Genomic DNA, 13,899 nt, shown 5'->3' with positions numbered 1-13,899 from the left:
ATGCCTTCCGGTAAGGTGTGAACCGCGTCTCGCTCGCCCCCGGCGACTAATTATTTGCCGGGGCCGTCCGTTCTTCTGGGTGACAGGCCTGTAAACAAACGGCCAAGGATCAGCACCCGCAGGAGGGCGAAATGGGTTTTTATCGTGCACACAGCGTGTTTCAGCTTGGAGTCCTCGGGTGATGAGTACGCCAACGCCGCTGCGCCTGTTCTGCCTGCCCCATTCCGGCGCCAGCGCCTCGGTCTACGCACGTTGGCGCCGCGTGCTGCCGGAATGGTTGCAGGTGTGCCCGCTGGAATTGCCGGGGCGTGGCATGCGCATGGGCGAGCCGCTGCAGCGCGATATCAAGGCCTTGGCTGCCCAGCTCGCGACTGAAATCAGCCGCGACCTCAATGGCCCCTATGCGTTGTTCGGCCACAGCCTCGGCGGCCTGTTGGCGTTCGAACTGGCCCATGCATTGAAAGCGCGCAATGTGCCGGCGCCGCTGGCGTTGTTCGCCTCCGGCACCGCCGGCCCGGCGCGGCGCGATGTCAGCGAATACGCCATCGAAAAGACCGACGCACAACTGATCGCCCGCTTGCGCGAACTGCAGGGCACCTGCGACGCCGCGTTGGCCAATCCTGAATTGATGGAGTTGATGCTGCCGATCCTGCGCGCCGATTTCCTGCTCTGCGGCAGCTTCACCTATGGCGAGCGCGAGCCCCTGGGCGTGCCGATCCATGTGTTCGGCGGCAAGCAGGACAGCGTGCGCGCCGACCAATTGCTCGACTGGCAGCTCGAGGCGGCCAGCGGCTTCTCCCTCGACATGTTCGACGGTCACCACTTCTTCCTCGTGCAGCACGAAAGCGCCGTGCTGCGTTGTGTGCGCCGCTATGCCGACGAACACCTGGCCCGCTGGCGCCTTGGCGCGGCGCGGCAACTGGCCACCGGCTGAATCTCACCGACTTCCCGACTTTCCCGTAAGCCGATTTCAGGCAGGAACCCCATGATGGACGCCTTCGAACTTCCCCGCACCCTGGTCCAGTCCCTCCAACGCCGTGCCGCACAGACGCCGGACCAGATAGCCCTGCGCTTTCTGGCCGAGTCCGCCGAGCACAGCGTGGTGCTCAGCTACCGTGACCTGGACCAACGCGCCCGCACCATCGCTGCCGCCTTGCAAGCCGATGTCGCGATGGGCGAGCGCGCAGTGCTGTTGTTCCCCAGCGGCCCGGACTATGTCGCAGCGTTCTTCGGCTGCCTGTACGCCGGGGTAATCGCGGTGCCGGCCTATCCGCCGGAATCCACCAAGCGGCATCACCAGGAGCGCTTGCTGTCGATCATCAGCGACGCCGAGCCGCGCCTGCTGCTGACCATCGCCAGCCTCGGCGAAAGCCTGGCGCAGATTGACCACGCACCACCGGTCTTGAGCGTAGACACCCTCGACGCACAGCTGGCCGCTCACTGGGTCGCCCCCGCGCTGCAAGCCGACGACATTGCCTTCCTGCAATACACCTCCGGCTCCACCGCGTTGCCCAAGGGCGTGCAAGTCAGCCACGGCAACCTGGTGGCTAACGAAGTGCTGATCCGTCGCGGCTTTGGCATCGACCTCAACCCGCACGATGTCATCGTCAGCTGGCTGCCGCTCTACCACGACATGGGCCTGATCGGCGGCCTGCTGCAACCGATCTTCAGCGGCGTGCCGTGCGTGTTGATGTCGCCGGCCTACTTCCTGGCGCGGCCGTTGCGCTGGCTGGAAGCGATCAGCGACTACGGCGGCACCATCAGCGGTGGCCCGGATTTCGCCTACCGCCTGTGCAGCGAACGGGTCAGCGAGTCGGCCCTGGAACGCCTGGACCTGAGCCAGTGGCGCGTGGCCTATTCCGGCTCCGAACCGATCCGCCTGGACACCCTGGACCGTTTTACCGACAAGTTCTCCGCCTGCGGTTTCACCTCAAGCAATTTCTTTGCTTCCTACGGCCTGGCCGAGGCGACCCTGTTCGTCGCGGGCGGCACCCGTGGCCAAGGCATCCCTGCGCTGCACGTCGATGAGCACGCGCTGGCCGCCAACCGCGCCGCGCCAGGGCAGGGCAGGGCCGTCATGAGTTGCGGCACTCAGCAGCCGGACCACGCCGTACTGATCGCCGATCCCCACACGCTGAGCGCGTTGGCCGACAATTGCGTGGGCGAACTCTGGGCGAGCGGCCCGAGCATCGCCCAGGGTTACTGGCGCAACCCTGAAGCCACCGCCAAGACATTCGTCCAGCACGCCGGCCGGACCTGGCTGCGCACCGGCGACCTGGGGTTTATCCGTGACGGTGAGGTGTACATCACCGGGCGCTTGAAAGACCTGCTGATCGTGCGCGGGCACAACCTGTATCCACAGGACATCGAGCAAACCATCGAACGTGAGGTCGAGGTGGTGCGCAAAGGCCGGGTGGCGGCCTTTGCGGTGAATGACCGGGGCCTGGAAGGCATCGGCATCGCTGCGGAAATCAGCCGCAGCGTGCAGAAAATCCTGCCGCCCGAAGCGCTGATCAAGGCGATTCGCCAAGCGGTGGCCGAGGCTTACCAAGAGGCGCCTAGCGTGGTGGTGCTGCTCAACCCTGGCGCGCTGCCGAAAACCTCCAGCGGCAAGGTGCAACGGGCGGCGTGTGCGCTGCGCCATGCCGATGGCAGCCTCGACCGCTATGCGCAGTTCCCCGAGGTACAAGCGCCGGCGAGTGAGGTCGCGCTGGCGTCGGCCCTGCAACAGCAGATCGCGGCGATCTGGTGTGAGCAGCTGCAAGTGGCCACGGTTGCCGCCGATGATCATTTTTTCCTGCTTGGCGGCAACTCCATCAGTGCCACCCAGGTGGTCGCGCGCCTGCGTGAAACCCTGGGCCTGGAGCTGAACCTGCGCCTGCTGTTCGAGGCGCCCACCCTGCAAGGCTTCGCCGCCAGCGTCGCGCAGGTGCAGCAGGCCGGCGGCGTTGCACAAGGCGCAATGGCTGCGCTGTCGCGCCAGCACGAGCTGCCGCAATCCCTGGCCCAGAACCGCTTGTGGATCACCTGGCAGCTGGACCCCGACAGCAGCGCCTACACCATCCCCGGCGCCCTGCGCCTGCGCGGCGCGTTGGACGAAGACGCGCTGCGCTCAAGCTTCCAGCACCTGGTCCAGCGCCACGAAGCCCTGCGCACGCGTTTCTATGAGCGTGACGGCGAAGGGTTCCAGCGCATCGAGTCCAGTGCGGTGTTCGACCTGCACACCATCGACCTCAGCGACCTGCCCGGCGCCGAGCGCGAAGCCCGTGCGCAGCAAATCCGTGAAGACCAGGCACGGACTTCGTTCGACCTGGAAAAAGGCCCGCTGCTGCGGGTGACCCTGGTGCGCCTGGATGAAGAAGACCACCAGTTGCTGGTCACCCTGCACCACATCATCGCCGATGGCTGGTCGCTGACTATTCTGATCGACGAGTTCTCCCGTCTCTACGCGGCCGCATCCCAGGGCCAGCCCCTGGAGCTGCCGCCACTGAGCCTGCAATACGCCGACTACGGCAGTTGGCAGCGCCAATGGCTGGCCGCAGGTGAAGGCCAGCGGCAACTGGCGTACTGGCAGGCAACGCTTGAGGGCGATCACCCGACGCTCGACCTCGCCACTGACCACCCGCGCTCGGCGCAGCGTCTGAACAGCGCCTCGCGCCATACCGTACGCCTGAGCGCCAAGCTCAGTGACGCGATTCGCCAGACTGCACAGGCCCATGAAGCCACCCCATTCATGCTGCTGCTGGCCGCGTTCCAGACGCTGTTGTATCGCTACAGCGGCCAGCGCGATATCCGCATAGGCGTGCCCAATGCCAATCGCTCACGCCAGGAAACCCAAGGGCTGGTCGGGTTCTTCATCAACACCCTGGTATTGCGTGCCGAACTCGACGGGCTCCAGCCTTTCAACCAGCTGTTGGCCGCGACACGCCAGGCGGCAATGGACGCCCAGGCGCATCAGGACCTGCCGTTCGAGCAGCTGCTGGAGGCCTTCCCCCAGGCGCGGGAACAGGGCCTGTTCCAGGTCATGTTCAATCACCAGCAACGTGACCTCAGCGCCCTGCGCCGCCTGCCGGGCCTGCTCGCCGAGGAACTGCCGTGGCACAGCCGTGAAGCCAAGTTCGACCTGCAACTGCACAGCGAAGAAGACCGCACCGGGCGCTTGAGCCTGGCCTTCGACTACGCCGATGAGCTGTTCGAGCCGGCAATCCTGCAGCGCCTGGCCGAGCATTACATTCACCTGCTGCAAGCGGTCTGCGAACAACCGCAGCTAGCCTTGGGCGAGCTGAAACTGACCGCAGAGGACGAGCAACAGGCATGGAGCCAGGCACCCTGCGCGCCGGCCCGGCAGTGGTTGCCCGAGCTGCTCAACCAGCACACTTCGCACGCCCCCGCGCTGATCTGGCAAGCTGGCAGCCTGAGCTTTGCCCAGTTGCATACCCAGGCCAACCGCCTGGCGCATTACCTGCGCGACAAGGGCGTCGGCCCGGATGTCTGCGTGGGCATCGCCGCCGAGCGTTCGCCGCAGTTGCTGATCGGCCTGCTGGCGATCCTCAAGGCCGGCGGAGCCTATGTGCCGCTGGACCCGGATTACCCCACCGAGCGCCTGGCCTACATGCTCGAGGACAGCGGCGTGCACTTGCTGTTGACCCAAACCGCACTGCTGGAACAACTGCCGACGGTGGCAGGCGTGTGTGTGATCGCCATGGACAGCCTGCACCTGGACCGCTGGCCGACCCAGCCACCGGGCCTGCACCTGCACGGCGACAACCTCGCCTACGTGATCTACACCTCCGGCTCCACCGGCCAGCCCAAGGGCGTGGGCAATACCCATGCGGCGCTGGCCGAGCGGTTGCAGTGGATGCAGGCCACCTACACGTTGGATGCCAGCGACGTGCTGATGCAAAAGGCGCCGATCAGTTTCGACGTGTCGGTGTGGGAGTGCTTCTGGCCGCTGATCACAGGGTGCCGTCTGGTACTGGCCGGCCCTGGCGAGCACCGTGATCCTCATCGCATCGCGCAATTGGTGCAGGAACATGGCGTGACCACGTTGCACTTCGTGCCGCCGCTGTTGCAGTTGTTTATCGATGAACCCTTGGTTACCGAATGCACCAGCCTGCGCCGGCTGTTCTCCGGCGGTGAAGCCTTGCCCGCGCAGTTGCGCAACCGCGTCCTGGCGCGCCTGCCGGCGGTGCAGTTGCACAACCGTTATGGCCCGACCGAAACCGCGATCAACGTCACCCATTGGCACTGCGCCGTGGAGGATGGCGAGCGCTCGCCGATTGGCCGGCCACTGGGCAATGTGATCTGCCGGGTGCTGGACGAACAGCTCAACCCGTTGCCGGCCGGTGTGCCGGGTGAACTGTGCATCGGCGGCATCGGCCTGGCGCGCGGTTACCTCGGCCGTGCGGGGCTCACCGCCGAACGCTTTGTCGCCGACCCGCTGGGCGCAGCCGGGGCGCGTCTGTATCGCACCGGTGACCGTGCGCGCTGGAGTGTCGATGGCGTGCTTGAATATCTGGGCCGTCTCGATCAGCAGGTCAAGCTGCGCGGCTTTCGGGTGGAACCGCAGGAAATCGAAGCGCGCCTGTTGGCGTTGGACGGCATCGCCCACGCCGTGGTGCAGGTGCGGGACGGCCAGTTGATCGGTTACTACACCGGCCCGGCCGAACTGGATGCACAGGCAGTGAAAGCCGCCCTGGCCGTTGACCTGCCCGAGTACATGGTGCCTGCCTACCTGATGCGCCTGGACGCGATGCCCCTGAGCCCCAGTGGCAAACTCGACCGCCGCGCACTGCCCGAACCGGTGTGGCAAACCCGCGAACACGTCGAACCGGAAACGCCGTTGCAGCAGCAAATTGCCGCGATCTGGCGCGAAGTGCTCGGCCTGCCCCGTATTGGCCTGCGCGACGACTTTTTCGCCCTCGGCGGCCACTCGCTGCTGGCCACGCAAATCGTCTCCCGCACCCGCCAGGTCTGCGATGTCGAACTGCCGTTGCGCACCTTGTTCGACGCCAGCGAGCTGGGTGCGTTTGCCGAGCAGGTCGGGTTGATCCAGGCCTCGGGCCAACGCAACCAACAGACTGCAATCGCCAGGGTCGACCGCAGCCAACCCGTGCCGCTGTCCTATTCCCAGCAGCGCATGTGGTTCCTCTGGCAGATGGAACCGGACAGCCCGGCTTATAACGTCGGCGGCATGGCGCGCTTATGCGGGGTGCTGGATGTGGGGCGTTTCGAGGCGGCGCTGCAGGCCTTGATCATGCGTCACGAAACCCTGCGCACCACCTTCCCGAGCGTCGATGGCTTGGCCTGTCAAAAGGTCTCGCCACAGACCGGCCTGCGCATGGACTGGCAGGACGTCTCGGCACTGACTGAAACCGAGCGTCAGCAGCGTTTGCAGCAACTGGCGGATCAGGAAGCGCATACGCCGTTCAACCTGGAAACCGGGCCGTTGCTGCGCGCTTGCCTGGTCAAGGCAGGTGAGCAGGAGCATTACCTGGTGCTGACCCTGCACCATATCGTCACCGAAGGCTGGGCCATGGACATCTTTGCCCGTGAACTCAGTGCGCTGTACGAGGCCTTCATCGACGAGCGCGACTCACCGCTGGCGCCGCTGCCGGTGCAGTACCTGGACTACAGCGCGTGGCAACGCCAGTGGTTGGAAGCGGGCGAGCGGCAACGCCAGCTGGATTACTGGACCGCGCAACTGGGCAGCGAACATCCGCTGCTGGAGCTGCCTGGTGACCGCCCGCGCCCGGCGGTGCAAAGTCACCGGGGCGAGCTGTACCGCTTCGACCTGAGCGACGCATTGGCCACCCGTGTTCGCGCGTTCAACGCCGAGCATGGCCTGACTCTGTTCATGACCATGACCGCCACCCTGGCCGTGTTGCTCTACCGCTACAGCGGCCAGACCGACCTGCGCATTGGCGCGCCGGTAGCCAATCGGATCCGTCCGGAAAGCGAAGGGCTGATCGGTGCGTTCCTCAATACCCAGGTAGTGCGTTGCCAACTCGATGGGCAGATGAATGTCGCGCAGCTGTTCGAGCAGGTGCGTCACACCGTGATCGAAGGCCAGTCCCATCAGGACCTGCCGTTCGACCATCTGGTGGAGGCGCTGCAACCGCCGCGCAGCGCCGCATATAACCCGCTGTTCCAGGTGATGTGCAACGTGCAGCGCTGGGAGTTCCAGCAGAGCCGCCAACTGGCCGGCATGACTGTCGAGTACCTGGCCAACGATGCCCGCGCCACCAAGTTCGACCTCAACCTGGAAGTCACTGACCTCGATCATCGCCTGGGCTGCTGCCTGACCTACAGCACCGATTTGTTCGACGAGCCGCGCATTGCCCGCATGGCTGAGCATTGGCGCAACCTGCTGGAAGCGCTGATCGACAACCCGCAGCAACGCCTCAGCGAATTGCCCCTGCTCAGCGCCACCGAGCAGTGCGCCGTGCAGGACAGCCTCGGGGTGGAGGCCGGTGAGCATCGGCTCGACCAGTGCATTCACCCACTGTTCAGCGAGCAGGCGCGCAAGCGTGCCGATGCGCCGGCGCTGACCTTTGCCGGGGTGACGCTCACTTACGCCGAACTCGACGCCCGCGCCAATCGCCTGGCTTGGATGCTGCGCGAGCGCGGCGTCGGCCCGCAGGTGCGCGTCGGCCTGGCGCTGCCGCGTTCGCTGGAAATGGTCATCGGCCTGCTGGCGATCCTCAAGGCCGGCGGCGCCTACGTGCCGCTGGACCCGGAATACCCGCTGGACCGCCTGCATTACATGATCGAAGACAGCGGCATCGGCCTGCTGCTCAGCGATGCGCCGATGTTCGATGCCCTTGGCCCGTTGCCGGCGAACGTCGCGACCTGGTGCCTGGAACACGACCTGCCGCTGCTGAGCAACTACCCGGCCAGCGAGCTGCCGATGATCAGCCTGGCGCAACACCCGGCGTACCTGATCTACACCTCCGGTTCCACCGGCAAGCCCAAAGGCGTGGTGGTGTGCCATGGCGAAATCGCCATGCATTGCCAGGCGGTGATCGAGCGTTTCGGCATGCGCCCGGACGACTGCGAACTGCATTTTTATTCGATCAACTTTGACGCCGCCACCGAGCGCTTGCTGGTGCCGTTGCTCAGCGGTGCCCAGGTGGTCGTGCGCGCCCAGGGCCAGTGGGATGCCGAGGAAATCTGCACGCTGATCCGCACCCACCGCATCAGCATCCTCGGGTTTACGCCTAGCTACGGCAGCCAACTGGCGCAGTGGCTGGCCACGCAACAGCAGACCCTGCCGGTGCGCATGTGTATCACCGGCGGTGAAGCCTTGACCGGCGAACACCTGCAGCGCATCCGCAGCGCTTTCCAGCCTGCACTGTTCTTCAACGCCTATGGCCCGACCGAAACCGTGGTGATGCCGCTGGCCTGCCTGGCGCCGGAGCAACTGGAAGAGGGCGCCGCCAGCGTGCCGATTGGCAGCATCATCGGCGCACGCGTGGCTTACATTCTCGACGCCGACCTGGCCCTGGTGCCGCAAGGCGCAAGCGGTGAGTTGTATGTCGGCGGGGCAGGCCTGGCCCAGGGGTATCACCAGCGTGCGGGGATGACGGCGGAGCGCTTTGTCGCCGACCCGTTCGCCGCGAATGGCGGGCGTCTGTACCGCACCGGTGACCTGGTGCGCCAACGTGCCGATGGGCTGGTGGAATACTTGGGGCGTATCGACCATCAAGTGAAGATTCGCGGGTTCCGCATTGAGTTGGGCGAGATCGAAACCCGCCTGTTGGAACATGATGCCGTGCGCGAAGCGGTGGTGCTGGCGCTGGATTCGCCGAGTGGCAAACAGCTGGTGGCGTATCTGGTCAGCGACGCTGAGCACGGCGCGTTGCGTGACGCGGTGAAGGCCCGGCTCAAGGCGCAACTGCCGGACTACATGGTGCCCGCTCATGTGATGGTGCTCGACAGCATGCCGCTGACCGCCAACGGCAAGCTCGACCGGCGTGCCTTGCCCGAGCCGGACCCCGAGGCGAATCGCCAACAGTATGTGGCGCCACGCAACGCGCTGGAACACAGCCTGGCAGCGATCTGGTGCGCGGTGTTGAACCTGCAGCAAGTCGGCCTGGACGATAACTTCTTTGAGCTGGGCGGCGATTCCATCCTGTCGATCCAGGTGGTCAGCCGGGCGCGGCAGGCGGGCATTCATTTCAGTCCGCGTGACCTGTTCCAGCACCAGACCGTGCAAAGCCTGGCCGCCGTTGCCACGCGCGCCGAACAGGTTACCGCCGAGCAAGGCGTGCTCACCGGCCGCTCGGGCCTTACGCCGATCCAGCAGTGGTTCTTCGATACCGACATCCCTGCGCGCCAGCACTGGAACCAGGCGCTGCTGCTCAAGCCGCTGCAACTGCTCGACCCGCGCCGCCTGGAGCAGGCCCTGCTGGCGGTGCTGGAGCATCACGATGCGCTGCGCCTGAGCTTCACCCGCCGCGACGCCCAATGGCACGCCGAACACCTGGCCGTGCCGCAAGGCGGCGTACTGATGCAGGCATGGGTGCGCGACATGGCCGACTGCACCGCGCTGTGCACCGACACCCAGCGCAGCCTCGACCTGGAACACGGCCCGCTGCTGCGTGCCTTGCTGGTGGACGGCCCCCAAGGCCAGCAGCGCCTGCTGATCGTCATTCATCACCTGGTGGTGGACGGCGTGTCATGGCGCGTGTTGCTCGAGGACCTGCAAAATGTTTATCGCCAACTGAGCGATGGCCAGTCCGTCAGCCTGCCGGCCAAGACCAGCGCGTTGCGCGAGTGGGCGGCGCGTTTGCAGGCGTATGCCCACAGCGAATCCCTGCGCGAAGAACTGAGCCTGTGGCAAGCGCAGTTGGCGGGCCCGGCGCTGGCGTTGCCGGTGGCTCGCCCACAAGGTGCACGGCGCAACCGTGACGCGCAGACGGTCAGCGTGCGCCTGGATGCCGAACGCACCCGGCAATTGCTGCAACACGCGCCGAGCGCCTACCGCACCCAGGTCAACGACCTGCTGCTGGCCGCCCTGGCCCGCGTGCTGTGCCGCTGGAGCGGCCACGATTCGGCGTTGATTCAACTGGAAGGCCACGGCCGTGAAAGCCTGTTCGATGACATCGACCTGACTCGCAGCGTCGGCTGGTTCACCAGTGCCTATCCGCTGCGCCTGACCCCCCAGGCGCAACCGGGCGATTCGATCAAGGCCATCAAGGAGCAACTGCGCGGCGTACCGCATAAAGGCCTGGGCTACGGCGTGCTGCGCTATTTGGCGGACGACCTGTGCAAACGCACCCTGGCGGCGCTGCCGAGCGCCGCGATCACCTTCAATTACCTCGGCCAGTTCGACCAGAGCTTCGGCGCTGATGCACTGTTCCATCCGCTGGATGAATCCGCCGGGCTCGCTCACGATCCGGACGCACCGCTGCCCAACGAGCTGAGCGTCGACAGCCAGGTGTACGGCGGCGAACTGGTGCTGCGCTGGACCTTCAGCCGCGAACGCCACGATCAACACACTATCCGCGCACTGGCCGAGGCGTATCTGGCCGAACTGCACAGCCTGATCGCCCATTGTCTCGAAAACGATGCCGGCGGCTTCACGCCGTCCGACTTCCCGCTGGCCCAACTGACCCAGGCGCAACTGGACAGCTTGCCAGTACCTGCCAACGCCATCGAAGACGTCTACCCGCTGACCCCGATGCAAGAGGGCCTGCTGCTGCACACCCTGCTGGAACCGGGCACCGGCCTGTATTACATGCAGGACCGCTACCGCATCGACAGCGCGCTGGACCCCGAGCGTTTCGCCGAGGCCTGGCAACGGGTGATCGCCCGCCACGAAGCCTTGCGCGCCTCGTTCTGCTGGAACGTCGGCGAAGACATGCTGCAAGTGATCCACAAGCCGGGCAGCACGCCGATCGAATACCTGGACTGGAGCGCCGATCCCGAGCACGAGCACGAACCGCGTCTGCAAGCCTTGCTCAAGGCCGAACGCGAAGCCGGTTTCGATCTGCTCAACCAGGCACCGTTCCACCTGCGCCTGATCCGTGTGGGCGAGGCGCGCTACTGGTTCATGATGAGCAATCATCACATCCTCATCGATGCCTGGTGCCGTTCGCTTTTGATGAATGATTTTTTCGAAATCTACAGGGCCCTGGGCGAAGGTCGCGATGCGCAACTGGCGACGCCGCCGCGTTACCGCGACTACATCGCCTGGCTGCAACGCCAGGACCTGGACGAAGCGCGCCAGTGGTGGCAGCACAACTTGCAAGGGTTCGAACGCACCACGCCGATCCCGAGCGACCGGCCCTTCCTGCGCGAACACGCAGGCCATAGCGGCGGCATGGTGGTCGGCGATTGTTACACCCGCCTGGATGCCCGTGATGGTGCGCAATTGCGCGAGCTGGCCCAGGCCCACCAATTGACGGTCAACACCCTCGCCCAGGCGGCCTGGGCGTTGGTACTGCGGCGCTTGAGCGGCGAGCGTGACGTGCTGTTCGGCGTCACCGTGGCCGGGCGTCCGGTGCAAATGCCCGAGATGCAACGCACCGTCGGCCTGTTCATCAACAGCATCGCCCTGCGGGTAAAACTGCCGGCAGACGACCAGCGTTGCAGCGTGCGCGACTGGCTGAGCGGCCTGCTCGACAGCAATATGCAATTGCGCGAGTACGAATACCTGCCCCTGGTAACGATTCAGGAACTCAGCGAACTGCCCAAGGGCCAGCCGCTGTTCGACAGCCTGTTCGTGTTCGAAAACGCCCCGGTGGAAACCTCGGTGCTGAGCCACGCGCAAAGCCTGAAGGCCACCTCGGACTCCGGCCGCACCCACACCAACTTCCCGCTGACCGCCGTGTGCTACCCCGGCGATGATCTTGGCCTGCACTTGTCCTATGACAAGCGCTACTTCGATGAAAGCACCGTGCAAGGCATGCTCGGCGAGTTCAAGCGCCTGCTGCTGGCGCTGGTGCAGGGCTTCCATGGCGACATGGCCGAGCTGGCGCTGATTGGCGAGCAGGAACGTGAATTCCTGGTGCACGGCTGCAACCAGAGCGAACACGACTATCCGCTGCAGCGCAGCTATATCGAGCTGTTCGAGGAACAGGTGGCGCAGCATCCACAGCGTATCGCCGCCAGTTGTCTCGACCGGCAATGGAGCTATGACGAGTTGAACCGGCGCAGTAACGGCCTGGGGCATGCGCTGATGGCGGCGGGTGTCGGCCCGGACCAGCCGGTGGCGTTGCTGGCCGAGCGTAATCTGGAGCTGCTGGGCATGATCATCGGCAGCTTCAAGGCCGGTGCCGGCTACTTGCCGCTGGATCCTGGGCTGCCGAGCCCGCGCCTGCGCCGCATCATCGACCTGAGCCGCACGCCGTTGCTGGTGTGCAGCGAAGCCTGCCGGGAACAGGCCATCGAACTGCTCGAAGGCTTCGACTGCCAGTTGCTGGTGTGGGAGGAAGTACCGGCTCGTGGCGAGAATCCCGGTGTCTATAGCGCTCCGGACAACCTCGCCTATGTGATCTATACCTCGGGTTCCACCGGCTTGCCCAAAGGCGTGATGGTCGAACAGCGCGGCATGCTCAATAACCAGTTGAGCAAGGTGCCCTACCTGCAACTGAGCGAGACGGATGTAATCGCGCAGACGGCTTCGCAAAGCTTCGATATTTCCGTGTGGCAATTCCTCGCCGCGCCGCTGTTCGGCGCGCGGGTAGACATCGTGCCCAACACCCTTGCCCATGATCCCCAGGGCTTGCTGGCCCATGTCCAGACACAGGGCATTACTGTGCTGGAAAGCGTGCCGTCACTGATCCAGGGCATGCTCGCCCAGGACGCTATCCGCCTCGACGGCCTGCGCTGGATGCTGCCGACCGGGGAAGCGATGCCGCCGGAGCTGGCGCACCAGTGGCTGTTGCGCTACCCGCACATCGGCCTGGTCAACGCATACGGCCCGGCGGAATGCTCGGACGATGTGGCGTTCTACCGTGTCGACCTGGCCTCGACGCGGGGCACCTATTTGCCGATTGGCATGCCCACCGACAACAACCGCTTGTACCTGTTGGACGGCGCACTGGAATTGGTGCCCCAAGGCGCTGTCGGCGAACTGTGCGTGGCCGGTATCGGGGTCGGTCGTGGTTACGTCAGCGACCCGTTGCGCACCGCACCGGTGTTCGTGCCGAACCCGTTCGGCGCACCGGGCGAGCGGCTGTACCGCACCGGCGACCTGGCACGGCGGCGCAGTGACGGCGTGTTGGAGTATGTCGGGCGGGTTGACCACCAGGTGAAGATTCGCGGCTACCGCATCGAACTGGGTGAAATTGAAGCGCGCCTGCACGAACAACCCGAGGTGCGTGATGCGGCGGTCGGTGTCCAGGAGGGCGTCAACGGCAAGCACCTGGTTGGCTATTTGGTGGCTGCGGATGAGGCGTTGAACCCTGGCGAACGCCTGGACCGTATCAAGCAACGCCTGCGCGCCGAACTGCCGGAATACATGGTGCCGCTGCACTGGCTCTGGCTCGAACGCCTGCCGCTCAACGCCAACGGCAAACTCGACCGCAAGGCCCTGCCGGCCTTGGAGATCGGCCAGTTGCACAGCCAGGACTACCTGGCACCGCGCAACGCGCTGGAAGCTACCCTGGCCGACATTTGGGCCGAGGTGCTCAAGGTCGAACGGGTAGGGGTGCAGGACAACTTCTTCGAACTGGGCGGGCACTCGCTGCTGGCCACGCAGATTGCGTCGCGGGTGCAGAAGACGCTGCAGCGGGATGTGCCGCTGCGGGCGATGTTCGAATGCAGCACGGTGGCGGAGCTGACCGAGTATATCGAGGGGTTGGCGGGGAATGAGATCAGTGCCGAGAAGGTGGATCGGTTGAGTGATTTGATGGCGGAGTTGGAGGGGTTGTGAGGCGGCCGTTGGTCTGG

Annotated in this window: 2 protein-coding genes; both read left to right on the top strand. The window is 65.4% G+C overall.

The features are described 5' to 3' along the window. Positions 1–181 precede the first annotated feature (181 nt). The gene (locus C4J88_RS18655; RefSeq protein ID WP_124407806.1) at positions 182–934 is read left to right on the top strand and encodes a thioesterase II family protein; all 753 of its coding nucleotides are present in this window, start codon (positions 182–184) and stop codon (positions 932–934) included. Between the two features lie 51 nt (positions 935–985). Continuing rightward, positions 986–13,882, top strand: coding sequence for a non-ribosomal peptide synthetase (locus C4J88_RS18650; protein WP_124407805.1), 12,897 nt, complete (start codon positions 986–988; stop codon positions 13,880–13,882). The last annotated feature ends 17 nt before the right edge of the window (positions 13,883–13,899 follow it).

It is taken from the genome of Pseudomonas sp. R4-39-08 (assembly GCF_003852275.1).
Taxonomy (GTDB): Bacteria; Pseudomonadota; Gammaproteobacteria; order Pseudomonadales; family Pseudomonadaceae; genus Aquipseudomonas.
Note: the sequence above shows the minus strand (reverse complement) of the source record. Positions and strands in the feature narration are given on the sequence as shown.